Annotated in this window: 30 protein-coding genes and 2 tRNA genes; 13 read left to right on the top strand and 19 right to left on the bottom strand. The window is 62.7% G+C overall.

The features are described from left to right. Positions 1–181: 181 nt before the first annotated feature. The 4 genes from HB375_RS09290 to HB375_RS09275 all read right to left on the bottom strand — a co-directional run bounded on the left by HB375_RS09290 (position 182) and on the right by HB375_RS09275 (position 4,530). Positions 182–712 (bottom strand): PRC-barrel domain-containing protein, encoded by a 531-nt coding sequence (locus HB375_RS09290; protein ID WP_167672720.1) that lies wholly within the window; start codon positions 710–712, stop codon positions 182–184. 271 nt (positions 713–983) lie between these two features. Continuing rightward, on the bottom strand, positions 984–2,873 hold the full coding sequence (locus HB375_RS09285) for an ABC transporter ATP-binding protein/permease (protein ID WP_167672719.1): 1,890 nt from the start codon (positions 2,871–2,873) through the stop codon (positions 984–986). Positions 2,874–2,888: 15 nt separating this feature from the next. Then, complete coding sequence (locus HB375_RS09280; RefSeq protein ID WP_167672718.1) at positions 2,889–3,419, bottom strand: hypothetical protein; 531 nt, start codon at positions 3,417–3,419, stop codon at positions 2,889–2,891. Between the two features lie 307 nt (positions 3,420–3,726). Continuing rightward, positions 3,727–4,530 carry a response regulator gene (locus HB375_RS09275; RefSeq protein WP_167672717.1) on the bottom strand — a complete coding sequence of 268 codons (804 nt, stop codon included), beginning with the start codon at positions 4,528–4,530 and terminating at the stop codon, positions 3,727–3,729. A gap of 190 nt (positions 4,531–4,720) precedes the next feature. Here HB375_RS09275 and HB375_RS09270 point away from each other — a divergent pair, with 190 nt between their 5' ends. After that, entirely contained in the window at positions 4,721–4,939 is a 219-nt protein-coding gene (locus tag HB375_RS09270; protein WP_167672716.1) for a NepR family anti-sigma factor, read from the top strand. Beyond that, positions 4,936–5,478, top strand: a complete 543-nt coding sequence (locus tag HB375_RS09265; protein WP_167672715.1) for a sigma-70 family RNA polymerase sigma factor — start codon at positions 4,936–4,938, stop codon at positions 5,476–5,478. Before HB375_RS09270 ends, HB375_RS09265 begins: the two co-directional genes overlap by 4 nt. A 68-nt stretch (positions 5,479–5,546) precedes the next feature. On the opposite strand, the gene HB375_RS09260 is transcribed toward HB375_RS09265, so the two are convergent. Next, entirely contained in the window at positions 5,547–5,720 is a 174-nt protein-coding gene (locus HB375_RS09260; RefSeq protein WP_167672714.1) for a DUF1328 domain-containing protein, read from the bottom strand. 188 nt (positions 5,721–5,908) lie between these two features. Here HB375_RS09260 and HB375_RS09255 point away from each other — a divergent pair, with 188 nt between their 5' ends. Then, the gene (locus HB375_RS09255; protein WP_167672713.1) at positions 5,909–6,112 is read left to right on the top strand and encodes a hypothetical protein; all 204 of its coding nucleotides are present in this window, start codon (positions 5,909–5,911) and stop codon (positions 6,110–6,112) included. A gap of 85 nt (positions 6,113–6,197) precedes the next feature. Here HB375_RS09255 and HB375_RS09250 read toward each other — a convergent pair whose 3' ends face one another. Continuing rightward, positions 6,198–7,535 carry a solute carrier family 23 protein gene (locus tag HB375_RS09250; RefSeq protein ID WP_167672712.1) on the bottom strand — a complete coding sequence of 446 codons (1,338 nt, stop codon included), beginning with the start codon at positions 7,533–7,535 and terminating at the stop codon, positions 6,198–6,200. A 160-nt stretch (positions 7,536–7,695) separates the two neighbouring features. Here HB375_RS09250 and HB375_RS09245 point away from each other — a divergent pair, with 160 nt between their 5' ends. Further along, complete coding sequence (locus HB375_RS09245) at positions 7,696–8,715, top strand: alpha/beta hydrolase (RefSeq protein WP_167672711.1); 1,020 nt, start codon at positions 7,696–7,698, stop codon at positions 8,713–8,715. 61 nt (positions 8,716–8,776) lie between these two features. On the opposite strand, the gene HB375_RS09240 is transcribed toward HB375_RS09245, so the two are convergent. After that, positions 8,777–8,851: transfer RNA gene (locus HB375_RS09240), tRNA-Gln, on the bottom strand. A gap of 163 nt (positions 8,852–9,014) precedes the next feature. On the opposite strand from HB375_RS09240, the gene HB375_RS09235 reads away from it, so the two are divergent. Both HB375_RS09235 and HB375_RS09230 read left to right on the top strand, forming a co-directional pair. Continuing rightward, positions 9,015–9,091 (top strand) — tRNA-Pro (locus HB375_RS09235). Between the two features lie 386 nt (positions 9,092–9,477). Beyond that, on the top strand, positions 9,478–9,885 hold the full coding sequence (locus tag HB375_RS09230; protein ID WP_167672710.1) for a DoxX family protein: 408 nt from the start codon (positions 9,478–9,480) through the stop codon (positions 9,883–9,885). A gap of 66 nt (positions 9,886–9,951) precedes the next feature. Here HB375_RS09230 and HB375_RS09225 read toward each other — a convergent pair whose 3' ends face one another. After that, entirely contained in the window at positions 9,952–10,572 is a 621-nt protein-coding gene (locus HB375_RS09225; RefSeq protein ID WP_167672709.1) for a biotin transporter BioY, read from the bottom strand. A 130-nt stretch (positions 10,573–10,702) separates the two neighbouring features. Here HB375_RS09225 and HB375_RS09220 point away from each other — a divergent pair, with 130 nt between their 5' ends. Beyond that, positions 10,703–11,614, top strand: a complete 912-nt coding sequence (locus HB375_RS09220) for an MBL fold metallo-hydrolase (protein ID WP_167672708.1) — start codon at positions 10,703–10,705, stop codon at positions 11,612–11,614. Positions 11,615–11,620: 6 nt separating this feature from the next. On the opposite strand, the gene HB375_RS09215 is transcribed toward HB375_RS09220, so the two are convergent. Next, on the bottom strand, positions 11,621–12,403 hold the full coding sequence (locus HB375_RS09215) for a DUF1499 domain-containing protein (RefSeq protein WP_167673242.1): 783 nt from the start codon (positions 12,401–12,403) through the stop codon (positions 11,621–11,623). A gap of 256 nt (positions 12,404–12,659) precedes the next feature. Here HB375_RS09215 and HB375_RS09210 point away from each other — a divergent pair, with 256 nt between their 5' ends. After that, positions 12,660–13,061 (top strand): MarR family winged helix-turn-helix transcriptional regulator, encoded by a 402-nt coding sequence (locus tag HB375_RS09210; RefSeq protein ID WP_167673241.1) that lies wholly within the window; start codon positions 12,660–12,662, stop codon positions 13,059–13,061. Positions 13,062–13,071: 10 nt separating this feature from the next. Continuing rightward, positions 13,072–13,905, top strand: a complete 834-nt coding sequence (locus HB375_RS09205) for a patatin-like phospholipase family protein (protein ID WP_167672707.1) — start codon at positions 13,072–13,074, stop codon at positions 13,903–13,905. A gap of 33 nt (positions 13,906–13,938) precedes the next feature. Here HB375_RS09205 and HB375_RS09200 read toward each other — a convergent pair whose 3' ends face one another. Continuing rightward, positions 13,939–14,526: a L,D-transpeptidase gene (locus tag HB375_RS09200; RefSeq protein ID WP_167672706.1), complete on the bottom strand. Its 588-nt coding sequence runs from the start codon at positions 14,524–14,526 to the stop codon at positions 13,939–13,941. Positions 14,527–14,728: 202 nt separating this feature from the next. On the opposite strand from HB375_RS09200, the gene HB375_RS09195 reads away from it, so the two are divergent. Beyond that, positions 14,729–15,670, top strand: a complete 942-nt coding sequence (locus HB375_RS09195; protein WP_167672705.1) for a histone deacetylase family protein — start codon at positions 14,729–14,731, stop codon at positions 15,668–15,670. On the opposite strand, the gene HB375_RS09190 is transcribed toward HB375_RS09195, so the two are convergent. The 8 genes from HB375_RS09190 to HB375_RS09155 form a co-directional block, all read right to left on the bottom strand. After that, the gene (locus tag HB375_RS09190) at positions 15,645–16,940 is read right to left on the bottom strand and encodes a polysaccharide biosynthesis protein (RefSeq protein ID WP_167672704.1); all 1,296 of its coding nucleotides are present in this window, start codon (positions 16,938–16,940) and stop codon (positions 15,645–15,647) included. The two genes, HB375_RS09195 and HB375_RS09190, sit on opposite strands and share 26 nt — an antisense overlap. A gap of 198 nt (positions 16,941–17,138) precedes the next feature. Then, complete coding sequence (gene ribB, locus HB375_RS09185; RefSeq protein ID WP_167672703.1) at positions 17,139–18,224, bottom strand: 3,4-dihydroxy-2-butanone-4-phosphate synthase; 1,086 nt, start codon at positions 18,222–18,224, stop codon at positions 17,139–17,141. A 36-nt stretch (positions 18,225–18,260) separates the two neighbouring features. Next, positions 18,261–19,373, bottom strand: a complete 1,113-nt coding sequence (gene aroC, locus HB375_RS09180) for a chorismate synthase (protein WP_167672702.1) — start codon at positions 19,371–19,373, stop codon at positions 18,261–18,263. A 100-nt stretch (positions 19,374–19,473) separates the two neighbouring features. Continuing rightward, positions 19,474–19,866, bottom strand: coding sequence for a hypothetical protein (locus HB375_RS09175; RefSeq protein ID WP_167672701.1), 393 nt, complete (start codon positions 19,864–19,866; stop codon positions 19,474–19,476). Between the two features lie 86 nt (positions 19,867–19,952). Beyond that, a complete protein-coding gene (locus HB375_RS09170) occupies positions 19,953–20,546 on the bottom strand; it encodes a histidine phosphatase family protein (RefSeq protein ID WP_167672700.1) in 594 nt (197 codons plus the stop codon). Then, the gene (gene fabI, locus HB375_RS09165) at positions 20,543–21,373 is read right to left on the bottom strand and encodes an enoyl-ACP reductase FabI (RefSeq protein ID WP_167672699.1); all 831 of its coding nucleotides are present in this window, start codon (positions 21,371–21,373) and stop codon (positions 20,543–20,545) included. The genes HB375_RS09170 and fabI overlap by 4 nt, the downstream gene beginning before the upstream one ends. A 119-nt stretch (positions 21,374–21,492) precedes the next feature. Beyond that, positions 21,493–22,434 carry a DnaJ C-terminal domain-containing protein gene (locus HB375_RS09160; protein ID WP_167672698.1) on the bottom strand — a complete coding sequence of 314 codons (942 nt, stop codon included), beginning with the start codon at positions 22,432–22,434 and terminating at the stop codon, positions 21,493–21,495. A gap of 115 nt (positions 22,435–22,549) precedes the next feature. After that, positions 22,550–23,023 carry an RT0821/Lpp0805 family surface protein gene (locus HB375_RS09155; RefSeq protein WP_167673240.1) on the bottom strand — a complete coding sequence of 158 codons (474 nt, stop codon included), beginning with the start codon at positions 23,021–23,023 and terminating at the stop codon, positions 22,550–22,552. A 52-nt stretch (positions 23,024–23,075) separates the two neighbouring features. On the opposite strand from HB375_RS09155, the gene pdxH reads away from it, so the two are divergent. The 3 genes from pdxH to HB375_RS09140 all read left to right on the top strand — a co-directional run bounded on the left by pdxH (position 23,076) and on the right by HB375_RS09140 (position 25,175). Then, the gene (gene pdxH, locus HB375_RS09150; RefSeq protein ID WP_167672697.1) at positions 23,076–23,684 is read left to right on the top strand and encodes a pyridoxamine 5'-phosphate oxidase; all 609 of its coding nucleotides are present in this window, start codon (positions 23,076–23,078) and stop codon (positions 23,682–23,684) included. Positions 23,685–23,789: 105 nt separating this feature from the next. Next, positions 23,790–24,512, top strand: coding sequence for an SDR family NAD(P)-dependent oxidoreductase (locus tag HB375_RS09145; protein WP_167673239.1), 723 nt, complete (start codon positions 23,790–23,792; stop codon positions 24,510–24,512). A gap of 186 nt (positions 24,513–24,698) precedes the next feature. After that, entirely contained in the window at positions 24,699–25,175 is a 477-nt protein-coding gene (locus HB375_RS09140; RefSeq protein WP_167672696.1) for a Panacea domain-containing protein, read from the top strand. Positions 25,176–25,617: 442 nt separating this feature from the next. Here HB375_RS09140 and HB375_RS09135 read toward each other — a convergent pair whose 3' ends face one another. Beyond that, the gene (locus HB375_RS09135) at positions 25,618–26,688 is read right to left on the bottom strand and encodes a citrate synthase/methylcitrate synthase (protein WP_167672695.1); all 1,071 of its coding nucleotides are present in this window, start codon (positions 26,686–26,688) and stop codon (positions 25,618–25,620) included. Positions 26,689–26,692: the final 4 nt, after the last annotated feature.

Genomic DNA, 26,692 nt, shown 5'->3' with positions numbered 1-26,692 from the left:
GCGAGAAATTCCTAGGATGATGAGCTTTTCCTGGGAACCTTTTGCCGGATGACAGCGTTGGCTGCTCGACCGGATCCGAATGCCCCCTCGGGCCGGCACCTTCAGGGCGTGGCCGTTCGCGGCCACGCCTTTTTCTTTGACGAGCGGCACCGGGATCGCGCCGCTCGTTCTCAAAGAGGGCTTACTGCTTCGGAGCCGTCGTTCCGGGCGCCGGGCTGCGCTCAGGGTTGAAGCTCGGGGCGTTCTGCAAATCGACCTTGGTCATGCGCAGAATGATGAGTTCCGGACCGGCCCCCAAGCGCGCTGACGGCGCTGGCGTGGTCGAAGGGGCTGTCGCCGTCGAGCCCGTCGCCGGCGGATTTGCGGCCATGGCGTTCGCCTGCTCGCGGGTGGCGAACTGGAGCGCGCTGAAGGGAACGGCGACATATTTCTCGCCAATCCCGAGGAAGCCACCGACACCGATGATCGCCGCGATGGGCCGCCCGTCACGCTCCACGATCACGTCGTTGACGTCGCCGATGGATTCGTTGCTGGAGCCGACCACCTTCGTGCCGATGAGCTTGGAGGCGAGATAATGATTCTGCCCAAGCTGCGTCAGATAGGAGCCGGACGCCGGGGGCGATGCGGAGGGCATGGTCGACGTTTGAGCGAGAGCCGGCGCAGCGCCAAGAGCCGTCACGACAAGACACGCTGCCATATGCTTCGTCAGCATTGGATGTCTCCCTCTAGTTTAGCGGAATCGTTCGCGTTATCGAATGCCGCGCAGAATGCGCGTCGTTGTCTAACGCGGCCGCCAAAGGGCCGTTCCCACTATTTTAAAGCGCTTCGCGCAGATATCGTGCCGGAAAAGCGGGCGATAAGGGCCGGGATAGATAGATCATAACCTGAAGCTTACAGGCTGTTATCTTTGATTATAGCCAGGCCGCGGAACTTTAAGGTCAAGATCAACAAAGCATGACAGTCGAAGGCCGCGCCTATTGCCTTCAAATTTCGTCCTCCTGATCCTGCGGCAGCCGGTGCCTGCGGAACAAGAGCGCCAGCGCCCGACGCAGGGCAAAGCTCGTGGGAGGCAAGGCCTCGTCGGCGACGAGCCGCGCGCCATCCTTCCGGCGCGCCAGGACGAGGCGGCGATTGTGGAACGCTTCGAGTTCTGGACGATGCCCGACGCTGATGACGGCGGCACGAGGCAGGCGCTCGCTCACCCTTCTCAAGAGACGGGCCTGCGTTTCCGGATCGAGAGCCGAAGTCGCCTCATCCATGACGATGATGTCGGGCTTCTGGATGAAGAGCTGCGCGAAGGTCAGACGTTGCTGCTCGCCGCCGGACAAGGTCCGATCCCACGGCACGCCCTTGTCGTGAATGCGGTCGACGAGATGCGAAAGCCCCGCATCGGCCAACGCTTGCTCGACCTCCCGATCGTCCAGGCTGTCGGTCGGGTTGGGATAGGCCACCGCGTGCTTGAGCGTACCGATAGGCACGTAAGGCCGCTGCGGCATGAAGAAGAGGCGCGAGCCCCGACGGATGGCGATCTCTCCGTCTCCCCAAGGCCATAGCCCGGCAATCGCGCGGATCAGCGTGCTCTTGCCCGCGCCCGATTCCCCCACGACCAGAACCTTTTCGCCCGGATTGATCTCGACCTGCGTTTCGCGGACGACGGCGGTGCCGTCGTCGAGGTTGACCGACAGGCGATGCAGCTCCAATGCCGCCTTTTCATCCTTCTCCGACCGGTGGATGTGGCCGATGCCCGGCTGCTCTGCCAGCTGTAATCGTTCGAGAGACACCAGAAGGCCCGCGACCCGGTTGGCCGAGGCTGTCCAGTTGGCAAGGTTGGGGTAGTTCTCCACGAGCCAGTTGAAGGATTGCTGCACCGTGACGAAGGCGGTGGAAGCCTGCATGACCTCGCCTAGCGACATCGTGCTGGCGAGATACTTCGGCGCGCAGAGAAGAAGCGGAATGACCGGGGCAAGAACGAAATTGCCATACGAGACAACCGTGGTGCGCAAATACTGCCCGCAGAGCGCGCGCCATTGCATAATGACATGGCCCAGCGCGATGCTGAGACCGCTGCGCTCTTCCGGCTCTCCGCCGAGCAGCGCGATGCTCTCTCCATTTTCGCGCAGGCGTGTCGCGGCATAGCGGAATTCCGCCTCCGCCTGGTTCTTCCGCTCTGCGACCTCGACGAAGCGCCGGCCGATGAACACCATCGCCGTCGTCGAGACGAGGGAATAGAGAATGGCAACAAGGACCAGATAGCCGGGGATCGCGATCTGGTACCCTTTCCACTCCGCATCGAGCGTGCCGCCGACCGCCCAGAGAACGCTGATGAAGGTGATCGCGGTGAGAACGGCGGTGGTGACGCCAAAAGCGAAGTCGACCGGCGATTCCGTCGCGATGCGCGTATCGTCGGCGATCCTGAATTCCGGGTTCTGATGCTCACCCTTCACGAAGTTCAGCTGGTAGTAGCGCCCGTTCTTGAGCCACGCATCGACCTGATGATCGGTCATCCAGGCGCGCCAGGCGCGCTGGGTGGTGAGGCGCCCCCAGACGGACGCCACATTGAACACAACCGCCGCAAGCGCCAGCGGCACAAAGAGAAGCGCGACCCAGGCGACGGCCTCAAAGTCGCGTTTGTCGAGCGCATCGAAGATGTCCCGATTCCAGATGTTCAGCCTGATTTGCACGAAGAGCTGACAGAGAATGATGGCGAGCAGTGTGAGCGTAAGAAACCAGGCCTCTCGCCTCGATTGTCCGGTCCAAAACCCGGATGCGGTCCGCCAGAAACGCCCGAAAAGCTGACGACGATCAGGGCGTTGCGTCGCGCCCCTTGCTCTCGTTCGGCGAGGCCTCTTTACGTCCAAGGACCTCAGCTGCATCGATCCCTTCCAATCTTAGAAAAGGAAGCGCTCGCTCTGCGCCAAGCATAGGCTGGGTCCCCTCCTCGCGCTGGCGCTGACAAGGCTGCTGACGTCCCCCACACAGCCGACGAAATCGCGTGAAGGTTTGCTCGGCGCCGGGAGCGGAGCTTCGTTTCCTTCCTTCCGAATGACCGGATGTTGTGTCGCCGGCCCCTTCGCCTGTTCTTTCAAGGTGACCACGGGCAGCTCGGTGTTCTTGGCGAGGATCGTCGTGCCGGCCTGTGGGTCGGAGCGATAAAGCACCGCACCGCTCGCATCGCGCAGGATCACAATGGCGTGAGACACGCCGACCAATTCCACGGCTGAGACGCTCGCCCTCTCACGCGAAGGAGCAGGTTCGGCGATACGGTCACCCTTTGCGGCAGCCTGGGGGATCATCCCCGCGCCGTCGGGGAATTTCCCAGGTGTGCCAAGGGGTTGGTTATTGAGAACGTCGGCAACGAAGGCGCCAGCGAAGAAGGCGGCACCCACAATTCCAGTCAACAAGGCAGGTGTTCCGACCACGCGCGCCTCCTGTTTCCCCAGCTAAACCGTTTGGAAAAACAACGCGGCCGTATCGACGATGTTCCTGAAGCAAATATCCGACCAGCAAAGCTTGTTTGCTTAAAAAGCCAAGGGGAACTTTTGTTGTCAGCTCTGCGTTCGTAGAATACCGGCCTCCTGGTCCTCCCCGCATTCCCCTTGTGCATTGGCCGGCACCTTGAGACGGGCCTCGTGGCCCGTCTTTTTTATTTTCTCAAAAGGCGCACGCCAAAGAAAAAGCCTAGCTCTAAAGCTAGGCTTTTGCTTGCTGAGATCATCAGAAAATCTGTCAGGCGCTCGCGCGAACCTCTCGACGCCGCGCGCTCTGCTGGAAGAACAGCGCCTGGCTGATGACGGCCGAGACGTTGGCGGGCTGGAAGGGTTTGGCGATCAGGAAGGCGGGCTCGGGCCGTTCGCCGGTGAGGAAGCGCTCCGGATAGGCCGTGATGAAGATGACCGGCACTTCGAAGGCCTTGAGAAGATCGTTCACCGCGTCGAGGCCGGAGCTGCCGTCAGCCAACTGGATATCGGCCAGGATCAAACCGGGACGTTTGACGGAGGCGAGCTTGACCGCCTCGGTACGCGTGCGCGCAATGCCGGTGACATTGTGCCCCAGGCTTTCGACGAGAGCCTCGAGATCCATGGCGATCAAGGGCTCGTCCTCGATAATGAGGATGTCGGTCGCCATATCGGCGGCCAGTTCGCGGCCCGCCTCGTCCACTAGGTCGCGGACGGTGGCCACGTGGCTCCCCAGGATTTGGCCGACTTCATCCTCGCTGAAGCCTTCAAGGCAGGACAGAAGGAAAGCCTGCCGCGGCAGGGGAGTGATCTGCCCTAAGCGAACCTCCGCCGGCAGATCGCGCTGGATCAGCTCGCTGCGGCCGTTCACGGACAGGGAATTCCAAATACGGGTAAAAACCTGGAACAGCTCAACCTTGACGTTGCCGGAAGGCCCTATGGTTTCAGGCTCGCTGACCAGCGTCTCGAGCGTTGCAGCCACATAGGCGTCGCCGGCGATCTGGCTCCCCGTCAGGGCGCGGGCGTAACGGCGAAGATACGGCAAGTGTTGGACGACAAGCTGAGCTGTCGACATTCGCTTCCCCTTATGTGCTTTTGAACTCGTTTCTTGCGGATACGGACGTTTCAACTCCACAGGGATAAGAAAGTTCCATTCTTTGGAACCGAAGGCAAGGACAGACGTTATTGCTCGAAATTCGGCGTGCAGGTACTGCCAAGGTTCGCGGTCCCGAACCATTTAAGATAGGGACCGCAAGGGGATTTAGATGACAGGTGAGAAGGGGAACAAGCTGGCTCGGGTGATTCCGGAGGAATTCTTGGACGAAAAGTTGACCGCAGAACCCAAACTCGACAGCACCAGTCAAAAGCGTATCGGCGATCAGTTACGTGCCATGTACGACGAATTGATGCAGCAGCCTGTCCCGGATCGTTTCAAGGAGTTGCTGGAACAGCTCGACAAGAAAGACCTGGAGACGCCTGAATGACGCCGGAGCCGGATCTCCGAGACGCTCTTTTGGCCGCTGTTCCCAGCCTCCGTGCTTTCGCTATCTCCTTGTCCGGCCAGGTCGATCGAGCCGACGATCTCGTTCAGGACACCCTCTTGCGTGCGCTGTCGAACTTGCACCGGTTCGAGCGCGGCACCAACCTGAATGCCTGGCTCTTCACGATCCTGCGCAACCTTTTCCATTCCGAATATCGCAAGCGCCGGCGCGAGGTCGAAGACCCGGACGGATCCTATGCAGGCCGCCTCAAGGTGCAGCCGGAACAGGGCGCGCGCCTGGACTTCGAGGATTTCCGCAGCGCCCTGGCCAAGTTGCCGCCCGACCAGAGGGAGGCCCTGCTCCTCGTAGGCGCCTCCGGCTTCTCCTATGAGGAAGCCGCCCATATCTGCGGCTGCGCGGTGGGAACCATCAAAAGCCGCGTCAATCGCGCGCGCTTCCGCCTCGCCTCGCTGCTGAACGTCGACGACGTGGACGATCTGGGCCCGGACAGCATGACCCGCGCGGCGCTTCAAAACTCCTAAAGACCTTCCTTCGTCACCAAGCCCATGACGAAACGCCGCCCTGAAGGCGGCGTTTCGGTCGTGTCGCGCTAGAGGGGATTTCTCCCCCTCAGGAGGCCGATCACCGCGGAGATGGCGAAAAGTACGATTGCCACGAAGAAGATGAGCTTCGCCATTTCAACGGCCGTACCCGCAATGCCGCCGAAGCCGAAGACGGCCGCGACGAGCGCGATGATCAGAAAGGTAATTGCCCAGCCTAACATGACATCACCTCGCGGAATGTGTCTGAGCGTGTTCCGGAACTAACGCCAAGCGCGACTGTATGGTTCCGTGAAAAAGACTCATTCACCTTATTCCTTAAAGAGATCGCGAAGTATTCAAGGAAAGGAACTCAAGGATGGAACCGAAAGCGCGGCAGTACGTTTCCAGAATCCGCTGGGAGACCGAGTCGATGAACCGTTCCGTCGCGTACAGAGCTTTCCTGATCTTTCTGATCCTTACGGCACTTGCTGGCGTAACGGGCCTGGCCTCCCAGGTCGCGATTGCCGGGGCGCTTGCCCTCATCGCTGGGTCCCTTTCCGCGCTGATGCTTTTGATCGCCCTCGCCTCCCCGTCTCACGATCCCCTCCCCGCGCGGGTCCGCCGGAGACGCTGACGGTCGCTTTTCACTGCAGTTTCAAAGAGAAAGCCCGCGTTGATCGCTCAACGCGGGCTTTCTCGTTTTCAGGTCCAAGCCAGTTTTACTCTGCGGCTTGAGGACGCTCCACCACAGAGGCGGTCTGCTTCAGATGGAGCAGGTGATAGAGAATGATGGCGCCGAAGGTCGCGGTGCCGATGCCGTCGAGGGTGAAGCCACCGACGGTCAGCTTGAAATTGCCTGCGCCCAGAACCAAGGCCACCGCCACGGTGATGAGATTACGTGGGTTGGAGAAGTCGACCCGGTTCTCGACCCAGATCCGCCCAGCCGCCGCCGCGATGAGGCCGAAGACCACAATCGACAGGCCGCCGAGGACGGGCACAGGGATCGTACCGATGAAGGCGCCGAACTTCGGCGACAGGCCGAGGAGCAGCGCGATCACCGCGGCAACCACGAAGATCAGCGTCGAGTAGATACGGGTCACCGACATAACGCCCATGTTTTCCGCATAGGTCGTCATGCCCGTACCGCCGCAGGCGCCGGAGAGCATGGTTGAGAGGCCGTCTCCCATGAAGGCGCGCCCGAGATAGGGGTCGAGATTGCGGCCGGTCATCGCACCGATGGCTTTGATGTGACCGAGATTCTCCGCAACCAGGATGATCGCGACGGGCGCGATCAGGCTGATGGCGCGCATGTCGAAGACCGGGCTCTGGAACGTGGGCAGCCCGAACCAGGCCGCCTGCCCGACCTTCGCGAAGTCGATGGGCTGGCCAAACCCAAGAATGTTGGCGCAGACGTAATAGGCGAAGTAGCCAACCGCGCCGCCGACGAGAACCGGCAGACGCCGCCACATGCCCGGCGCATAGACGGCGACAAGGCCGACCGCGACGACGGTGGTGACGGCGATCCAGCGGGCGAAGGCCGTCCCGGCCTGATTATCCGGCGTCACGCCGGACGCGCTCGAAATGGCGATGGGTGCCAGGACAAGGCCGATGGCCGCAACGATAGCGCCCGTGACGACCGGCGGAATGACCCGCTCCACCCAGCGATGGCCGGCCATCTGAACCGCAAGGCCGATGAGGAAGTAGAGCGCACCGGCCGCAATGATGCCGCCGAGAGCGAGGGGGATATTCGGGTTGGGGCTTCCAACCGTCGCACCCGTCGCGACGAGCACGGGGCCGATGAACGCGAAGCTCGATCCGAGGTAGCTCGGGACCCGACCGCCGACGATGAGGAAGAAAAGCAGCGTCGCGATGCCGGAAAACAGGATCGACACATTCGGATCGAAGCCCATCAGAATGGGCGCGAGCACCGTCGAGCCGAACATGGCCACGACGTGCTGAAGGCCGACGACGACCGTCTGCCCCATGGGCAGTCGTTCGTCGGGCATGATGGTCCCTTCCGTCTTCAGGGTCCATCGAGGCAAGAAGCTGTCTGTCATTGGTGTTTCCCCCACGCGAGCAGCTGGCACCCTAGCGCCAGCCCCCCTCAAATGGCTAGGTCGGCTAAGGACTTATTAACCATTGCGATGGCGCTCGTTTCTGGACAAATCCCCGCAGCCCGGCCACACCAGAAGCCCCTGCCCTTTCGCGAGAATGACGATGCGGAAAGACCACAGCGTGCCGGAAGGCGTCGTACACCGGCTTTGGATCGACAGCGACAGCCTGAAGGGCAACCTGCTGGGCGATCCCTCCCGACGGCGGGTGGATGTCTACGTCCCGGCCGGGCATGACGGACGCGGCCTCCCGCTCCTCGTCGACCTCGTCGGCTATACCGCGGGCGGACCGTCGCACACCAACTGGAAGAACTACGGCGAAAACGTCCCAGAGCGGCTCGACCGCCTCATCGGCACCGGGGCCATGCCTCCGGTCGTGGTGGCCTTTCCCGATTGCTTCACGCGCCTTGGCGGCAACCAATATATCGACAGCGCGGCGACGGGTGCGTGGGAAACCTTCCTCATTCGCGAAATGCTGCCTTTCGTCGAAAACCGCTTCGCGTGCGGCGGCGACGGACGCCGCGGCGTTTTCGGCAAAAGCTCAGGCGGTTATGGCGCCCTCGTCCATGCCTTGCGCCACGGCGGCTCGGTCTGGTCCGCAGCCGCGTCCCATTCAGGCGATGTGGGCTTCGAATATCTCTATCATCTCGGCGAGTTCGCCGGCGCCCTGCGCCACCTCGTCGATCACAACGGATCGATTGAAACCTTCATCCGCAAATTCGAGGCCGGCCCGAAGGCGAAAGACGCCGACTGGCACACGTTGATGATCCTCGCGCAGAGCGCGACCTTCGACCCCGATCCAAGCCAGTTCTACGGCATCCGCCTCCCCGTCGATCCCTACACGGGCGAGCTGATCGCGGAGCGCTGGGCCAACTGGCTGCGCTGGGACCCGCTGCGCATGGCAGACGAAGCGCAGCATCTCGATGCTTTGCGCAAGCTGAAATTGCTGTTCATCGATTGCGGCGACATCGACCAATACAACATGGTCTACAGCTCCCGCATCCTGCATCGCAAGCTCGATGCCGCAGGCGTCCCGCACATTTACGAAGAGTTCCGCGACAACCACTCGTCCGTGGACTATCGCATGGACATCAGTCTGCCGCTTCTTGTGAAGGCGTTGGTGTAGGGAAGAGTATCAGATTCCAGTGTCCACTCGGACCGGCGCCGGTTTCTCGATTTTCTGAGATTGGCTGGGGCGCCAGGATTCGAACCTGGGAATGGCGGTACCAAAAACCGCTGCCTTACCGCTTGGCGACGCCCCACCGTCGGCGTGGCGCTGTACATAGTCGGCGGAAACGTCGCTGGCAACTCCGTTTTGCGCCGAGTTTCACAAGCGGAGCAGATATCGACGTCAAGGTTCATTTCGCCTCTTGCGGCCCTCCGCCACCGCCGCTATAAGACCGGCCTCCCGATGATTTTCGGTGTCGGAGTGTAGCGCAGTCTGGTAGCGCACCACGTTCGGGACGTGGGGGTCGCAGGTTCAAATCCTGCCACTCCGACCATTTCTTCCCGAGACTTCTCACGGTTTTCGCGAAGCTTCTTTCGAGGGGCTTGTTTGATGCGTTGCCGCGCACGTCGACGCCCAATTTTTCCTAAATACCCAGCAAAGCAAGACGCATGCGCTTCGGCCGAGGATCGACCGCAACGACTTGTCCGGTTCTCGGATCGAGGATCAGCATGGGGAGGTCCCTCCGCTCATTCCTGCACATCAGAAGAACGCGGTGGCGCAGCCGAGGATCAACGCGAGTTTCGAACATGGTAAGCAACTCGTTACCAGACTGCCCGCTTCGCTCGCTGGTAAGATCGGCAGCACGTCTCTAACGAGTTGTCGAACAGCCGCGCGCCGAGAGGCCCCGCGGCTGTCACTCGCCGTTTTGGAGATGAATTGATGAACGGAACTCCTTCCCTTGAAAGCGTCTGGGCTCCGCGGCTCTTGAGCGTGCTGCGCATCGTCGCCGCGCTGATCTTCCTGGAGCACGGCACGCAAAAATTTTTCGGCTTTCCCGCTTCGGCGAATCCTGCGCCGACGCTGTTCACGCTGCTGTGGTTCGGCGGCATTCTTGAGATCGTCGGCGGCGCGCTTCTGACGCTTGGCCTTTTCACGCGCCCTGTCGCGTTCATTCTCTCGGGCCAGATGGCTGTCGCCTACTGGATGGTGCATGCGCCTAAAAGCTTCTTCCCGGCGCTGAATGGCGGCGACGCGGCTATTCTCTACTGCTTCGTCTTTTTGTATCTCGTCGCTGCCGGCGGCGGGGCATGGAGCCTCGACAATTTGTGGCAACGGCGCGCGGCCTGATCGGCGAATTAAAAACAAAGAAGCCGCCCCGTGGGGCGGCTTCCAAAATGCGAACTGATACCGATCTTAGCGGGAAGCGTTCTTGCGGCGCGTCACCGTCCAGGCGGCCTGCATCAGGGCGGCGGCGAGCGCGGTCTTGACGAGGGTCGCGGCGATGAACGGCGCGGCGCCGACGGTCCAGGCCTTGGCGAAGGGCATGATAGCCGAGAGCCAGGACAGACCGACCGCGAAGATCACCGCGTGGCCGATGGTCATCATGACGATGACGCGACCGAGCGAACGGTCCCAGCCGCGCTCAGCCATGAAGCCCATCACGAGGGCGGCGGCGAGGAAGCCGAAGAGGAAGCCGCCCGTCGGGCTGAAGAAATAGGAAATGCCAGCAGCCATCGGCGGGGTGTTGGCGAAGACGGGCATGCCCATCGCGCCCTCGGCAAGGTAGAGCGCAACCGTGGCGCCGCCGAGGCGCAGGCCGTAGGACGCGCCGATCAGCAGGACGACCATGGTCTGCATGGTCATGGGCACGTAAGGCAGCGGCACCTGGACCTTGGCGGAAATGGTGAGAAGCGCAGAGCCCGCGACCATGAGGACGATGGCGCGAAGCGCGGCAAATCGGGCGTCATCACGCGACGGCCAGAGGAGGCCGACGAGGGTGGACGGCGTGGCAAGGGACATGGCGCCAGTCGACATAAGCAGATCTCCGATCTCGTTCCGCCATTCGCGGGCGGTTGTTTAGGCCTTATAGGGGGGTCGAAGCGCGGCCTCAAGCGGCAGCTGCGAAGCTCCATATTGATGCCCAGAAGATTTCTGAAGGAAGGTCATGGCAGACGAGCTTATTTTCGACATCCATCCGCCGGCGCAATCCGGCGAGTGCGTGCGCGTCAGCCCCCTCATCCGCCGGGTCGTCGCGAGCAATTCGGGACCCATCACCTTCACGGGCACCTGCAGCTACATCGTCGGCACCGGCCATGTGGCGATCATCGACCCCGGCCCCGACCTTCCCGAGCATGTCGACGCTCTGCTTCACGCCGTGCGCGGCGAGACGGTCTCGCACATCCTCGTCACGCATACCCATAAAGATCATTCACCCGCCGCCCGGGCCATCAAGGTCGCGACGGGGGCCATGCTCGTCGGGTGCAGCCCGCACCGCAGCGCCCGCCCGCTTTTCGAAGGCGAGGTCAACCTGCTGGAGGCGAGCACCGACAAGGACTATGCGCCAGACCGGGAACTGGTGGAAGGCGACGTGATCGGAGGCCCCGGCTGGACCCTCGAAACCGTGGCGACGCCAGGGCATATGGCCAATCACCTTGCCTTCTCGCTGCGCGAGGAAAAGGCGCTGTTCTCGGGCGACCACGTCATGGCCTGGTCCACGACCGTGGTCGCGCCGCCGGATGGGTCCATGGGCGATTTCATGGCCTCGCTCGAAAAGCTCAAAGGGCGCGATGACACCCTTTATTGGCCCGGCCATGGCGGCCCGGTGCGCGAACCCCAGCGCTTCGTGCGGGCACTGGCTCACCATCGTCGCCAACGCGAGGCCTCGATCCTCAACCGCCTTACCGCAGGGGACCGGACGATCCCGGAGATCGTCGCCGCAATCTATCAGGGACTGAAGCCGGCCCTGGTCGGGGCCGCGGCCCTGTCGGTCTTTGCCCATCTTGAGGACCTGATCGCGAAGGGACAGGTGGTAACGGACGGCCTGCCCTCTCTTGAGAGCGAGTTCCGACGGGCCTGATGAGGCTCAGTTTCCCGCTGTCAGCGCGAGATTCGAGGTTTCCTCCAGAAAAGCCCGAATCCGGGCGGCGTTGTCGCCCAGATCGCGCGCCCCAATGCGGGATGCGGAGCGCACGTCCACGCGCGCGCCGTCGGCGCGGGGCCGAACCCTTACGGTCACATCCTCCGGGAGCTTCAAGACGAGCGTCCGATCAATGGCATCGAGGCGGCCGACACCCGCCCGCCCGCCGGGCGGCACCGCTTCAATCACCTGCCAGCCGAGATTGTTGGCTGCCTCCCGCACCAGCACGAAAGCCTCGTCGGGGTCGGTGTCGAGGGTCAGGGGAGCGATCTTCACATAACCCTGCCGCTGTCGCTCGCGGGCCTGCGCCGACACCTCTGGCGGCACCCAGTCGTTGCGGGCAGCGAGCACCGCCCGGGAGCGCGAGAAGGCCGGCGGATTGTCCGTGTCGGTCGAGACATCGTTAATGGGGGGCAGCGTGACAGCCTTCACCGTCATCCAGCCGGGATAGGCCAGCACAAGCGCGGCGATGACGAGGCCGCGCACCGCGCTGCCAAGCCCGCGCCGCCCCTCGCGCCAAATGTGGATGAAGGCGACAAACGACATTCCGACCGCAATAAGCGCAATCACCAGCCCTGAGCCCAGCGCCACGAAGCCCGCCGGATAATCGATCCGGTTGAACCGGATCAAGGCCGCAGCCATGAGCGACACCGCAAGAGCGAACCAAGCCAACTTGGGCGACCACGTCGCCGGGCGGGAAACCGGTTCCTCGATGATGTAATGGCGCATCAGGCGGCTTTGCAGATCGCGGGTGAGCACAATGTCCGATTAAGAAACCAGGAACTTGGCTTTCGTTCCCCCGCCAGGCGCAACGGAAGAGCCTGCCAACAACGGGATGACGCGCCGCAAGGTTTCGATGTAAACTATCGGGACATTCTGGAAGGAAACGAGCCCTTTGACGTCCCCTGCCCCCGTTCCGACAGCCGGTTCGTCGGTCGACCCTCTCCGGGTCTGGTTTCGCGTGATCCGGCTTCACAGGCGCGCCATGAACACGGTCGCGACGGAGTTGAAGGCGTTGGGCCTGTCGGTCCCGCAATTCGACCTGCTCTCGACCCTGACCGAGCGGGAGGGTCTGAGCCAGCAGGAACTCGCCGAGCGACTTTATGTGACCAAGGGTAACGTCTCCGGCCTGTTGGACCGGATGGTCGAGGCCGGTCTCGTGGAGCGGCGCGCCATTCCCGGAGACCGTCGCTCCAACTCGTTGCACCTCACCGCCAAAGGCCGCGACCTCGCGGAAAAAGGCATCGCGCTGCAGAAATCCTATGTGGAACGCACGCTCGGCTCGCTCCCGGCGGCGGATATCGCCGATCTCGAGCGCATCGTGCTGGCGTGGCGCGAACAGGCGCGCATGGCCGAGGACGAGGTCCTCGCCAAGGGGCGGAGCTAGGGAAGACGCCATGTTCGACGCGGTCGCTTTCGCAGGTGGTGGAAATCGGTGCTACTGGCAGGGCGGCTTTTGGGAAGCGGCGGCCCCGCTCCTCGGCCTCAAGCCGAGCACCCTCGTCGGTGTCAGCGCCGGCGCGTGGTCGGCCTGCTACAGCGTCCTGGGTCTCGGACGGTCCGTGAATGAGATGGTCGCCCAGGGATGCAGCCTGGGGCGGCGGAACTTCGAGTGGAGCGCCTGGCGCAAGGAGGGATCTCCCTGGCCGGTCGCCCGCATGTACCGCTCCCTGATCGAAACCTTTCTTGACGAAGCCGCCCTGGCGCGGCTCAGGAACGGTCCCGACATCCTGATCGGCCTGGCTCGCAAGCCGAAACGGCTCCCGCTGGCACTCGCCATTCCTCTTGGTATTGCGACCTATCAGATCGAGAAGAAGTGGCGCGAACCGGTTCACCCGAAGGGCGGGCGCGCCCTCGGCTTCCGGCCGGAATTCGTACGCGTGCAGGACCTGTCTTCCCCCGCTGATCTCCGGGCGGCGCTGATGGCCAGCGCCAGCGTTCCGCCTTTCATGCCCATCGGGCATGTCGGCGGGATGGCAGCCCTCGACGGCGGACTCGTCGACAACGTGCCCGCCGAGCCGCTGCTCGACATCGAAGCGCAGGGTGGCCGAACGCTCGTCATCCTCTCGCGCCTCTATCGCGCGTTCCCGCAGATTAAAGGCCGGACCTATATCCAACCCTCGCAGCCCGTGCCCATCGGACAGTTCGACATTACGAACCCGACAGGCATCCGCGAAGCCTACGAGATGGGTCTGAGGGACGGCGAGGCCTTCGCGAAGCGAGCTACCTGATGGAAGTGAGGGCGCGGCGACCGCGCCCTGATATCAGCGGACGATGACCGTCGCGTTCACGTCGGCGCGGTTGTAAAGGTCGACCACGTCGATGTTGCGCATACGGATGCAGCCCGAGGAAACCGCCAGACCGATCTTCTCCGGCTCATTGGTGCCGTGAATACGGTAGAGCGTGTCCTTGTTGCCTTCGTAGAGGTAGAGCGCGCGAGCGCCCAAGGGATTCTCAGGTCCGCCCTTGGTAAAGCGGACATGGGGCCAGCGGACCTTCATCTCCGGCGGCGGGTTCCAATCCGGCCATTCGGCCTTGCGCGCGATGCGCGACGTGCCGGTCCAGCCATAGGCCTCGTCGCCGACGGCGACGCCGTAGCGAATGACCTTCTTGCCGGGGAGCACGTAATAGAGGAAGCGCTCCTTCGTATCGACGACGATGGTGCCCGGCTTCTCGCCGGTCGGATCGTCCAGCAGGTAGCGGCCGTTGCGGGGCTCTTCCTGCGCCGTCGGAACCTGGGCCATCCAGTCGACATCGCGAGTGGACACCTGGGGGTCTGGAACACCCTTGAACGTACAACCGGCCAGAGCGGTCACGGCGAAGAGAACGAGGGTCAGGCTCGAGAGGCGCATGGGTCAAAGCTTCTGCTTCGCATTCCCGGGGGCAACGGGATGTGAAAAGCGGCAACGCTCAAAAAACGTTCCGCAAAGGGGAGGAGATGCGAATCGCCGGCACCATGCCACGGCTTGCGTGGAAAATGTGTTGCATCGTGACAACATGGACAGCCGCTCGACTCGCTGCGAGACTAGCGGAGCCCATTTCGCAAGCTGTTCCATGTCCACACTTTACATCACGCACCCCGCCGCCCTCGATCATCAGACGCCCCTCGGGCATCCGGAGCGGCCGGAACGCCTGCGCGCCATCGAGCGTGCGCTTGAGAAGGAGCGCTTCGTTTCGCTCGTTCGCGAGACGGCCCCGATAGCGGAGTTGGAGAGCCTCACGCTCGCTCATCCGGAGGAATACGTCCTGTCCCTGCGCGACATCAGCCCCCGCGAGGGGCTCGTCCGCGTCGATGAGGACACCGTGATGTCGCCGGGGACTTATGAAGCGGCCTTGAGAGCTGCCGGCGGCGCGGTGAAGGCAGTCGACGAAGTCATGACCAGCCAGGCATCGAACGCCTTCGTGGCCATGCGCCCGCCGGGCCATCACGCAGAACGCACCAGGGCGATGGGCTTTTGCTTTTTTAACAACGCCGCCATCGCGGCCCGCCATGCCCAACGCCGCCATGGAGCGGAGCGCGTCGCCATTTTCGATTGGGACGTTCATCACGGCAACGGAACGCAGGACATCTTCTGGAGCGATGCCAGCGTTCTCTATTGCTCGACCCATGAAGCACCGCTCTATCCCGGCACGGGCGCAGTGTCGGAGACGGGAGACCATGGCACCATCGTCAACGCCCCCTTGAGTGCGGGCGAAGGCAGCGAAGCCTTCCGCGAAGCGGTGGAAAGCATCGTTCTGCCGCGCATGGACGCTTTCGCGCCGGATCTGATCGTCATCTCCGCCGGCTTCGACGCTCATTGGCGCGACCCTCTGGCGAGCCTTAACCTGACCGAGACCGATTTTGCCTGGGCGACGCAGAAGATGATGGTGCTCGCGGACCGCCACTGCGGCGGTCGCGTCGTGTCGGTGCTGGAGGGCGGCTATGATCTGGAGGGCTTATCGAAATCCGTCGCCATGCATGTCGACGCCCTTATGGGGCGGGAGATGCGGACTTAAGATCCGGGCTTTCGACGAAGGACTGTCGGCTCAAATTCGACAAATGCCGTAGCAACTCGCCCAAAGACAGCGCGCGAAGCCCTGAGATGACGGCAAGGGTCAGGAGGGCTCCGACCGGCGACGTCCAACTTGCGAAGATGGCTGCCAGGAAACTGCCCCCCAGGGCTAACGCCTGAATCACGACCAAGCGCCTCTGCTGAGGATAGAGGCCGCAGGAATCGTTGAGCGGCGCAGCGATCGCCACAAAAAGGAGGAAGAGAGCCACATACGGCGTGACTTCGCTCAGCGCGTCCAACGCGGTGCCTGACAGAAGCGGATCTGCGAGCATCAAGATCCCGGCCATGGATGCGTAGGCAAGTCCAAGGACGACGCAGAGACCAAACATGATGTGGCGGCCGAAAACCGGATTGGCACGGTCGAGCGAAGGCCGCAGCCGGTTCAGGAAGATTGGGGTCGATGCCGCGGTGATGATCTGGGTCGGCACGTCGAAAATACGATAGGCCAGCGCCACGTGGCCAGCCATGACAGCGCCGGTCGTCATCGGCATGATGAGGAGCGGAGACGTCACGAAGGCCAGGGCAAGGAACGAGCTGGGAAGATTGTAGAGCGGCAAGCTCTTCCAGCGTTGCGCGGCCGCGGCGAGCGACACGAGCGACCAATCCCTGGTCGCAGCCTGGAAATGATGACGGCGGCGCCAGCCGAGATAGATCACTCCGCTCGCATGGCCGAGAATATCGGCAAAGACAAAGCACAGCGCGTCCTCGAGCGGGGAGAGCACCAGAAGGACAAGGATTGTCGGCTGCAAGACCGACTGGACCATGGAAGCGCGCCCAATCCCCTTGAAGTCGCCTTCCCGCGTCGCGGTCGCGAAGGTCAGCCGCAGCAGGCCGCGGCCCAGAATTGAGAGGGGCAGCAGGAGCGCCAACTGCATCCGCATGACGCCGACCCCACCCGCAGCCAGGGACAGGCTTGTGAAGACGAGCAGCAGAACCGCCCCAACTCCGATGCACAGGCGCAGCGCCTCGCCGGCCTCTTCCGCCGTGCGAGCAGAGACGATGGCCGCATCGTAGCGCAGAAACAATGCGATCCAGGCGAGAGCGGCGAGGGTCTGATACACCCCGAACTCGGCGAACGCCTCGATGTTCACCAGCCATGCGGTGACGAAGAGCGTCATGATCGACATGCCGCGCGCCAGCATGAGCCGCATCGCCAAGCCGGCGGCGTCACGCCCAGGAGAGCCGGTCACCATATGGTCGGCAAACTGGCGCAAAGATCCGATCTTCGTCCAGGCCCGGGACTGATTTGACCAAGACTCGTTCTGCAAGGACTCGCTCGCGTCGTTCAGAATGAAACTCCGTACCAAATGGAGCAACAAGGAGCGCTGGCCACCCTCGATCCCCCACGATCGGGGTAGGACCGACGGCTCATCCTTTTGGAGGATCCCGTTTCTTATTCCACTGAATCGAAGTCAACCTTCAAGTGGCTCTTCACCTACGAGGTCGATGCCGAATCCACTTAACCCAACGTAAGATCGGGAAGATGTGGCAAGATTGCGGATGGATACGACCCCAAGATCCTTGAGGATCTGCGCGCCGAGCCCGATCTCCCGCCATTGATTGGTCCGAAGAGCCTCGGAAGCGGTCTCATCGGTTTCGTTGAAATGGGTTGTGGGTACGCCCGCCGTCCCATCGCGGAGATAGACGAGAACGCCCCTCCCCTCCTTGGCGAAGCGCTGCATGGCCGCCGCGATGGTCTTGCCACCCTCGAAGACGTCGGTGAGCGCGTTGGCGCGATGCAGCCGTACGGGAAGATTCGTCCCGTCGCCGATGCGGCCATGGACGAGCGCCATGTGCTGCACGCTGTCGAATGGTGTCGAGTAGGCGTAACCCGTGAAGGTGCCCCACTCCGTCTCGACCGGGAAGGAGGCGATCCGCTCGACCAGCTTTTCGCGCGCCTGGCGATAGGCGATCAATTCGGCCACCGAAATCCGCTTGAGACCGTGCTTCTCGCCGAAAGCGTCGATCTGCGCGCCCTTCATCACCGTGCCGTCGTCGTTCGCCAGTTCGCAGATGACGCCGACTGGCGGCAAGCCAGCAAGCTTGCAGAGATCGACAGCGGCTTCCGTATGGCCGGAGCGCATGAGCACGCCGCCATCCTTCGCGATGAGGGGAAACACGTGGCCGGGACGCACGAAATCGGCCGCGCCCATATTGTTGTTCGCAAGCGCGCGCACGGTGTTCGCGCGCTGCTCGGCGGAAATGCCCGTCGTCAGCCCGTGGCGCACGTCGACAGTCACCGTGAAGGCGGTGCCGAGGGGTGCATCGTTGGAGGGCACCATCGGGTCGAGCCGCAGGCGCTTGGCTTCCGCCGAGGTCAAGGGCGCGCAGACGATGCCGCAGGTGTTGCGGATGATGAAGGCCATCTTCTCCGGCGTGCAGAGAGAGGCTGCGACGATCAGATCGCCTTCATTCTCGCGATCGTCATCATCGGTGACGATCACGATCTCGCCGCGTGCAAAGGCTTCGATGGCTTCGGTGACGCTATGGCCCGTCATATCGGTCTCTTTCGATCTCTCGCCCCGCCGCGATCTCTACTTGATCGGCCACTCGACGCTAGTGCCGACCTGCCCCCGGTGGCGCAAGACATGGTCTGCCAAAACGCAAGCGACCATCGCCTCGCCCACTGGCACAGCGCGGATGCCGACGCAGGGATCGTGCCGTCCCTTAGTTGCGACTTCCGCCTCAGCGCCGGAACGCGTCACACTGGCGCGGGGCGTCAGGATCGAGGAGGTGGGCTTCACCGCGAAACGGCATACCACCGGCTGCCCCGTGCAGATGCCACCGAGGACGCCGCCCGCATGGTTCGATAGGAAGGTGGGCGCGCCCGCATTGCCGGCGCGCATCTCATCCGCATTCTCCTCGCCCCGCAGGGCGGCGGCGGCGAAACCATCGCCGATCTCGACGCCCTTCACGGCATTGATCGACATCAGTGCAGCGGCGAGATCGGAATCGAGCTTTCCGTAGATCGGCGCTCCGAGCCCTGCAGGCACGCCTTCCGCCACGATCTCGAGGACCGCGCCGATGGAAGAGCCGGCCTTGCGCAAACCGTCGAGATATTCCTCGTAGAAAGCGGCAGCCTTCGCGTCGGGGCAGAAGAAGGGGTTGCGCGAGATTTCTTCCCAATCCCAGTTGTCGCGATTGATAGCATGCGGCCCCATCTGCACCAAAGCGCCGCGGATGGTGACGCCAGGCAGGATCTTGCGGGCGACAGCACCGGCTGCGACACGCGCCGCTGTCTCGCGGGCCGAAGAGCGCCCGCCACCGCGATAATCCCGGATGCCGTACTTCACGTCATAGGTGAAATCCGCATGCCCAGGACGGTAGCTTTCCTTGATCTCTGAATAGTCCTTCGAGCGCTGATCCACGTTCTCGATCATCAGCGCGATGGGCGTTCCCGTCGTGACCTGTTGGCCGGTCCGTTCGTCCACGAAGACGCCGGAGAGGATTTTAACCTCGTCGGGCTCGCGGCGTTGCGTGGTGAAGCGCGATTGGCCGGGACGGCGACGATCAAGCTCCGCCTGGATCTCGGCGACATCGAGAGGGAGCATCGGCGGGCAACCGTCAATGACGCAGCCCAGGGCCGGTCCGTGGCTCTCGCCGAAGGTGGTGACGCGGAAAAGATGACCGAAGGTGTTGTGGGACATGGCGCTACGATTAAGTTCCAGCGCCTCTTAGGACGAATGGGCGTTGGTGTCACCTCCAGGTGGCGACCAACGCCGTCCGTCGCAACATGTGAGGGTCGGCTTACTCCACGCGGATCTTGTAATTATTGGTGAAGACTGTGCCGGGGCCGATATCGGTCGACGTCCAGGGTACGTCGATCGCGAATTCATCGACACCCTTGAACCCCTTCTTCGGCGTGTAGACATAGACCAGCCCGCGAACCTTCGTACCCGGGCACCGCGAGTCCTTGCCCAAAACCTGTTCGTGCGGAACGATCTGGACGCTGCCGTTTGCCGGTTCCTGCCGAACCTTCACATTGACAACTTCCCCCGTATAGCAGGTGTCTTCCCAATAAGAGAAAAACCCGTCGATAGCGGAACGGGTATTGGCTTTCACCGTGCGCTCACGCGTTTCAGCAGACGCAGAACCGGTCAGAAGCACCAATCCCGCCAGGACGATAGCAACGCGACGCATAAGCACTCTCCAATCATGAAACATTGTTTCCGACCAGAACCATGCTTTTCCGCGAAGCGCAACCTCTAAGAGCAGTCGAGGCAGAATTACGCCCAGTAGTGTTTGCGCCCCTCGATCACCAGCACCTTGCCCTGCCAGATGTCGATGCTGGCGGCCTGACGGGTGGAGACGCCGCAGGTCAGTGCGAGAAACGCCCTTGCGACGCCGCCATGGGCGACGACGACGGTCTCGCGGGTCAGGCCGTCCAGAAACGGGCGAATGCGGGTGGCCAGCATCGCATAGCTCTCGCCGCCGTCCGGCGGGACGAAGTTCCACTTGTCCCGCTCCCGCATCGCGGCCGCCTGCGGAGCCGCCTTGCGGACCTCCTTCCAGGTCATGCCTTCCCATGAGCCGAAGGTCAGCTCGATCAGCCTGTCGTCCAGGCGATACTGGGTCGGATCGAGAAAGATCGCTTCGCGCATCCGCTCCATGGTTTCGCGGGTGCGGTCCATCGGGCTCGCGACATAGTCGAGGCCCTGATAATCGAGCACGAGGCCGCGTAAGCGCACCCCCGCCTCCTCGGCCTGTACCCGGCCAAGAGCGTTAAGCGGAATATCCTTTTGGCCTTGAAGCCGTCCTTGAGCGTTCCAGTCCGTCTCGCCGTGGCGGATGAAATAGATCGCGGGTCGCCTCTCGATCACTGGCCTTCTTTATCCAGCGACAGATCGGGCGCTTCCGGGTTCTTCATGCCGACGACGTGATAGCCCGCATCCACGTGGAGGACCTCGCCCGTCATGCCACGCGACATGTCGGAGACGAGATAGGCCGCGGTCTCGCCGACCTCCTCGGTGGTGACGGTGCGGCGAAGCGGCGAGTTATACTCGTTCCACTTCAGGATGTAGCGGAAGTCGCCGATGCCGGAGGCGGCCAGCGTCTTGATCGGGCCTGCCGAGATGGCGTTGACGCGGATGTTCTTGGGGCCGAGATCGGCCGCCAGATAACGCACCGAAGCCTCAAGCGCAGCCTTCGCGACGCCCATGACGTTGTAGTGCGGCATCCACTTCTCAGCGCCGTAATAGGTGAGCGTCAGCAGCGAACCGCCGTCGTTCATCAGCTTCTCGGCGCGCTGGGCAATGGCCGTGAAGGAATAGCAGGAGATGAGAAGCGACTTCGAGAAGTTGCCCTCGGTCGTGTCCACATAACGGCCAGTCAGCTCGTCCTTGTCGGAGAAGGCGATGCAGTGGACGACGAAGTCGAGGGAGCCCCAAAGCTTCTTCACCTCGTCGAAAACCGCATCGATACTGGCGGCGTCGGTGACGTCGCAATGGCCGACGACGGCGGCATCAAGCTCCTTCGCCAGAGGCTCGACGCGCTTCTTCAGGGCGTCGCCCTGATATGTGAAGGCAAGCTCCGCCCCATGGTTACGGGCCGCCTGCGCAATGCCCCAGGCGATGGAACGGTTGTTCGCAACACCCATGATCAAGCCGCGCTTGCCGGCCAGAATGCCGGGCGCCTTGGTCTCCGCCATGATTCACCTAAATCGTCGCTGGACACGTCAGAAGAGGGCTTCTTAACCGACCCTGCGGCGGTGGGAAAGTCCCAACGGCCCCGCCGTTGTGAATCAGCGTTGCTGAAGAGTGAAGTTTCCTACTCCGCCTTCGCCTCGCGGCGTCTGCGAGCATAGTCCATCAGGTCGTCGTCCACGACCTCAGGCAACGCGATCTCAGCGGTCACGAGCAAATCGCCCTGCCCGGTCTTCGTCGGCAAGCCCTTGCCGCGCAGGCGGAAGGTGCGGCCGGAATTGGTCATGGGCGGGATTTTCATGGCCACCGCGCCGGTCAGCGTGGGCACGCGGACGGAGGCCCCCAGCACCGCATCCTCGATCTGGATGGGCAGGCGCAGGTGAATGTTCGCGCCGTCAACCGTAAAGCGCTCGTGGGTGGTGATCTGGATGGTCAACATGAGGTCGCCGGGCTCAGCCCCCGGCCCGCCGCTCTGCCCCATGCCGCGCAGGCGGATGACCTGTCCGTCGGTCACGCCCTTGGGGATGACCACGTCCACATCCCGCCCGTTGGGCAGCTTTATCCGTTTCTTCGCCTCGCCCGCGACCTCCTCCAGGGTCACAGAGAGCGTTGCCGCAATGTCCTCGCCCTTCTGCGGCCGCGCGCGCTGGCGCGCCCCTCCCCCGCCCGCCGAACGGAAGGCCTCGCCGAACAAATGCGAGAAGAAGTCGTCGTTCGACTCCTCCCCGGAGCCGCGGGCACCGGCGCGCCCGCCGAAGGGCCCGCCGCCACCGAAATTGTATTCCTCGTAGCGCGCCCCGCCGCGGGGGCCGCCACCAAAACCCTCGAAGCCCTGGAAACGGGGTTTTCCTTCGGCGTCGATTTCGCCCCGGTCGAACTGACCGCGCTTGGTCGCATCCCCGAGAATCTCATAGGCAGCGTTCGCTTCGGCGAACTTGTCCTTGGCCTTCGGATCATCCTTGTTGCGATCGGGATGGTAGGTCTTGGCCAGCTTGCGGAACGCCTTCTTGATCTCCGCCTCGCTGGCGGAGCGTTGCACGCCGAGGACCTCGTAGGGGTTGCGCATCGTGGAAGAATCCGTTGCCGTCAGAAAAAGGACTTACAGCCCGAGGGACTGACGACCATATGGGAAAATTGCGGCGCGTTCGCAACGCTTTGTCACGTTTAAAGCCCAGCTTGCGCTAGCCTTTTGCGGAAAGCTTTGCCGGTTGGACTTCTTTAAGCGCCCACTCGCCGCCTGAAGGTCGGCACGCCGTGCCCTGAAGAGTCGTGATGGAGGAGCTGCCCAGGCTGGCCGAGAAGGCGCGGCAGATCTCGTCGTTCTTCACGAAGGGCGCGCCAGCCGCCGCGAAGGAGCCCTTCATGGCCGAGGCTGGGTTGTCCCACGAGACAATCGTTCCGGGCCCCTGCGGATCGAGCGCGAGCGCCAGAGCCGCCTTGGCCCGCCGCCAATCCTCCTCGTCGAGATCGGGCGACAGGGACGGCGCCGCTTGCGGCGTCACCGAGCCAGTGACTTCCGGCTCATCATCCTGAATCCCCGCCACGCCGAGGGTCAGGCTGCACGCGCCGGCATTCAGCGCGATCAGTCCTGCGGCGAGGATTTTCTTGGCTTCGCTCAGGAGAGCGTCTGATCTATAACGGCGCGCAAAAGCCATCGTCACGCGTCTTTGTCTCCAGAACGTACAAGTCACATCCCAGGATAAAGCCTTGAACCAGTTAACAAGCGGTGACTTCACCGAAGCCAATGAGCCCTTCGCCCTGATTCAGTCCTGGCTCAAGGAAGCGGAAGCCTCCGAGCCGAACGATCCGAACGCCATGGCGCTCGCGACCGTGGACAAGGACGGGCTGCCGAATGTGCGCATGGTGCTGTTGAAGGGCGCCGACGAGAACGGCTTCGTCTTCTACACCAACACGGAATCGAACAAGGGCCGCGAGTTGCTCGGCCAACCCAAGGCCGCCCTGGTGATGCACTGGAAGAGCCTCCGCCGGCAGATTCGTGCGCGAGGTCCGGTGACGGTGGTCAGCGACGCGGAAGCCGACGCCTATTTCCAGAGCCGCCCGCGCGACAGCCGCATCGGCGCTTGGGCGAGCCAGCAATCGCGCCCGCTGGAGAGCCGCTTCGCGCTCGAAAAGGCCGTCGCCGTCAACGCGGCGAAATACGCCATCGGCGAGGTGCCGCGGCCGCCCTATTGGACAGGTTTCCGCATCGCACCCGTTTCCATCGAGTTCTGGCAGGACAAGCCCTTCCGACTCCATGATCGTGTGGTTTTCACGCGCGAAGGCGAAGGCTGGCGCAAGAGCAGGCTTTATCCGTGAGATCGTGACGGCTGCCGGTAGACCCCCGTCTTCCGCGGCGTTACGGTTCGCCCCTTTTTACAGAGGTTTTTGATGTCCTCGTCGACCAACAATCCCCGCCGCGTCATGTTGCTCAGCGGCGCAAGCCGAGGGATCGGGCACGCCACGGTGAAGCGCTTCTCGGCTGCGGGCTGGCGCGTTATTACCTGCTCACGGCACCCCTTCCCCGAGAACTGCCCGTGGGAAATGGGTCCGGAGGATCACCTGCAGGTCGATCTGGCCGATGCGGATGACACGCTGCGCGCCATCGCCGATGTGAAGGGGCGGCTTGAGGCCGAAGGCGGCGTGCTCCATGCCCTCGTCAACAATGCGGGTATTTCGCCCAAAGGTCCCAGTGGCTCGCGGCTCAGCGCCATCGCCACCGACCATCAGGATTGGCTGCAGGTGTTTCAGGTGAATTTCTTCGCCTCGATCATGCTGGCGCGCGGCCTCGTGGACGAATTGACCCGCGCCAAGGGCTCAGTGGTGAACGTCACCTCCATCGCGGGCTCGCGGGTCCACCCCTTCGCGGGCGCGGCTTATGCCACCTCGAAAGCGGCGCTCGCAGCGCTAACCCGCGAAATGGCCGCCGATTTCGGACCGCTCGGCGTGCGTGTGAACGCAATCTCACCGGGCGAGATCGACACGTCGATCCTCTCACCCGGCACGGAAAAGATAGTGGAGCAGATCCCGATGCGGCGCCTCGGCACGCCGGACGAGGTTGCCAAGGCGATCTATTTTCTCTGCACCGACGCCTCGTCCTACGTGACCGGAGCGGAGTTGCACATCAACGGCGGGCAGCACGTTTAAGTAGTGACGGCGCCACCGCTCTAAGAAAACATAAGCTATCGAGGCAATGCCGAACGAGCTTAGGTGTTTACCTGTTCATTCTTGAGATGGACTTTTTGTTATTTATTCCCCATACTATGAATTAATTTTAATTGATTTGTGGCAGCGAGTCGAAAACTCGCTATCACGGCTACAAGGCAAGGCGGGATGTATTCTGCGATTATAATCGCTGATGAGATTTTGAAGATTGCAAAAGCGAAAGGAGCCTCCCTTACGCCGCTGCAATTGATGAAACTTGTCTACATCGCTCATGGATGGAGCTTGGCGCTTCTACGTAGGGATCTATTTGGCGACCGTATCGAGGCGTGGAAATTTGGGCCGGTGATTCCGGACCTATACCAAGCGACAAAGCACTTCGGACGCAACGTGATACCGCCTGAGCTAATCGCCAATACCCCCTCTGGAGTAGACACGGACACGAAGGTTTTTCTGGAGGACGTGTTCCAGAAGTACGGTCATCTGTCCGGATACGCATTGTCGAGCCTAACACACAAAAGCGGCACCCCTTGGGACCAAGTGTATCGAGAAGGGATTATGGGAATTGAGATTCCCGATAACCTGATACGCACTCATTACGAAAAGCTGTTGCATGAGCGATCAAGAAGTCCCACTCCCACCGTCTGATATCGAGGACAAGCCTGCTTGGGCAAACGATTCAAGGGCGAAGCAGGAAGATAAGAACTGGGATGATGAGCGCGTCCTCCGGGGCCAGAGAATAGAAAACGATCTACGCTGGCTAAAGGTATATGGGTGGGTACTCGTTGGGGCGACGATTTGCTTCGCCCTTCTATTTTGTCTCTCTCTCGGCGTCTGGGCTTGGCATTATTTGACACGGTGGACATGGCTGGAGAGCGAACAACTTTCCAAGATTCAGTCTGTGATCTTCAGTGGCAGCTTGGGAGCGATTGTTTCCACTATAGCACAGAAGCAAATCTCTAAACAAAGCTCTGAGTCAGCGTCCTCATAGCCCACTTCACCCGACCGCACTTATGTATTGGAGCGAGTGAAAAGGTATCGAGGCGCGTGAATACTTGCGATGGAATGGCCTCCGAATAGAAACGTCCCCTTACGCAGCCTCCGCCGGCCACGGCCCGACATAACGCGATTGCGGACGGATGATGCGGCCTGTCCGTTCCTGCTCGATGGCGTGGGCCGCCCAGCCGGCCGTGCGGCCTGCTGCGAAGAGGGGCGTGAAGCCCTCGCGCGGGATGCCGAGCGCTTCCAGAAGCAGCGCAGTGTAGAATTCCACATTGGTATCGAGCCTGCGGCCCGGCTTGTGCTTCGCCAGCGCCTTGAGTGCCGCCCACTCAACCTCTTCCGCAAAAGCAACGCGGTTGTTCCGACCCTTCAAGCGCGCGGCGGCGGCTTTCAGCACGTCAGCGCGAGGATCGCGGACCCGATAGACCCGGTGGCCGAAGCCCATCAGCCGCTCGCCGCGCCCGATGGCATCGTCGAGCCAGGCTTCGGCCTTGTCCGCGCCGCCGATGGCGTCGAGCATGTCGAGCACCGGTCCCGGCGCGCCGCCATGGAGCGGCCCTTTCAGGGCGCATAGCCCCGCCACCACGGACGACAGCAGGCCCGCCTCGGTCGAAGCGACAATGCGCGCGGTGAAGGTGGAGGCGTTCAGGCCGTGATCGATGACCGTGACGAGATAGGTATCGAGGGCCGCAGCCTCGCCTTCATCGGCGGGCGCATCGCGCAACATGCGCAGGAGATCGGCCGCGTGGCCAGCCGACGGATCGGGCGCGACCGGCGAGAACCCCCTCGCACCCCGCACCGCCATGGCGGCAGCCACCGCCGCCGCGCCGACGGCGAGTGCCGCGTGATCCTTCTCCGTATCAGGCAATGACGCGAGCAGAAGTCTCATGCCCTCGACCGGCGTCAGGCCACTGAGATGAGAAGCCATCGGCGCAAAGCGGGCGAAGGCCCGCACGCGCGCCGCGCCGATAAGCGCGCGCAGGTCGGAACCGGACGACGGCACGAGCCCATCCCACAGCATCGCGACGGCTTCCTCATAAGGAACGCGCCCGGCCAGTGCTTCCAGATCGTGCCCCCGGATGATCAGGCGGCCCGCCTCGCCGTCCACATGGCTGAGAATGGTTTCGGCGGCGACGACATCATCAAGTCCGAGCTTCATAGAG

It is taken from the genome of Microvirga terricola (assembly GCF_011777495.1).
Classification (GTDB): domain Bacteria; phylum Pseudomonadota; class Alphaproteobacteria; order Rhizobiales; family Beijerinckiaceae; genus Microvirga; species Microvirga terricola.
The sequence above is the reverse complement of the archived record's forward strand: the minus strand, read 5'-3'. Positions and strand labels throughout refer to the sequence as shown.

Coding starts and splice junctions, on each gene's coding strand:
- fabI (WP_167672699.1), bottom strand. CDS start 21,373: ATGGCGGAGACCAAGGCGCCCGGCATTCTGGCCGGCAAGCGCGGCTTG.
- HB375_RS09215 (WP_167673242.1), bottom strand. CDS start 12,403: ATGCGCCATTACATCATCGAGGAACCGGTTTCCCGCCCGGCGACGTGG.
- HB375_RS09175 (WP_167672701.1), bottom strand. CDS start 19,866: ATGCGTCGCGTTGCTATCGTCCTGGCGGGATTGGTGCTTCTGACCGGT.
- HB375_RS09200 (WP_167672706.1), bottom strand. CDS start 14,526: ATGCGCCTCTCGAGCCTGACCCTCGTTCTCTTCGCCGTGACCGCTCTG.
- HB375_RS09265 (WP_167672715.1), top strand. CDS start 4,936: ATGACGCCGGAGCCGGATCTCCGAGACGCTCTTTTGGCCGCTGTTCCC.
- HB375_RS09270 (WP_167672716.1), top strand. CDS start 4,721: ATGACAGGTGAGAAGGGGAACAAGCTGGCTCGGGTGATTCCGGAGGAA.
- HB375_RS09145 (WP_167673239.1), top strand. CDS start 23,790: ATGTTGCTCAGCGGCGCAAGCCGAGGGATCGGGCACGCCACGGTGAAG.
- HB375_RS09140 (WP_167672696.1), top strand. CDS start 24,699: ATGTATTCTGCGATTATAATCGCTGATGAGATTTTGAAGATTGCAAAA.
- aroC (WP_167672702.1), bottom strand. CDS start 19,373: ATGTCCCACAACACCTTCGGTCATCTTTTCCGCGTCACCACCTTCGGC.
- HB375_RS09255 (WP_167672713.1), top strand. CDS start 5,909: ATGAACCGTTCCGTCGCGTACAGAGCTTTCCTGATCTTTCTGATCCTT.
- HB375_RS09160 (WP_167672698.1), bottom strand. CDS start 22,434: ATGCGCAACCCCTACGAGGTCCTCGGCGTGCAACGCTCCGCCAGCGAG.
- HB375_RS09155 (WP_167673240.1), bottom strand. CDS start 23,023: ATGGCTTTTGCGCGCCGTTATAGATCAGACGCTCTCCTGAGCGAAGCC.
- HB375_RS09195 (WP_167672705.1), top strand. CDS start 14,729: ATGTCCACACTTTACATCACGCACCCCGCCGCCCTCGATCATCAGACG.
- HB375_RS09285 (WP_167672719.1), bottom strand. CDS start 2,873: ATGCAGCTGAGGTCCTTGGACGTAAAGAGGCCTCGCCGAACGAGAGCA.
- HB375_RS09210 (WP_167673241.1), top strand. CDS start 12,660: ATGAACACGGTCGCGACGGAGTTGAAGGCGTTGGGCCTGTCGGTCCCG.
- ribB (WP_167672703.1), bottom strand. CDS start 18,224: ATGACGGGCCATAGCGTCACCGAAGCCATCGAAGCCTTTGCACGCGGC.
- HB375_RS09290 (WP_167672720.1), bottom strand. CDS start 712: ATGCTGACGAAGCATATGGCAGCGTGTCTTGTCGTGACGGCTCTTGGC.
- HB375_RS09260 (WP_167672714.1), bottom strand. CDS start 5,720: ATGTTAGGCTGGGCAATTACCTTTCTGATCATCGCGCTCGTCGCGGCC.
- HB375_RS09225 (WP_167672709.1), bottom strand. CDS start 10,572: ATGTCGACTGGCGCCATGTCCCTTGCCACGCCGTCCACCCTCGTCGGC.
- HB375_RS09245 (WP_167672711.1), top strand. CDS start 7,696: ATGCGGAAAGACCACAGCGTGCCGGAAGGCGTCGTACACCGGCTTTGG.
- HB375_RS09275 (WP_167672717.1), bottom strand. CDS start 4,530: ATGTCGACAGCTCAGCTTGTCGTCCAACACTTGCCGTATCTTCGCCGT.
- HB375_RS09135 (WP_167672695.1), bottom strand. CDS start 26,688: ATGAAGCTCGGACTTGATGATGTCGTCGCCGCCGAAACCATTCTCAGC.
- HB375_RS09205 (WP_167672707.1), top strand. CDS start 13,072: ATGTTCGACGCGGTCGCTTTCGCAGGTGGTGGAAATCGGTGCTACTGG.
- HB375_RS09230 (WP_167672710.1), top strand. CDS start 9,478: ATGAACGGAACTCCTTCCCTTGAAAGCGTCTGGGCTCCGCGGCTCTTG.
- HB375_RS09220 (WP_167672708.1), top strand. CDS start 10,703: ATGGCAGACGAGCTTATTTTCGACATCCATCCGCCGGCGCAATCCGGC.
- HB375_RS09250 (WP_167672712.1), bottom strand. CDS start 7,535: ATGACAGACAGCTTCTTGCCTCGATGGACCCTGAAGACGGAAGGGACC.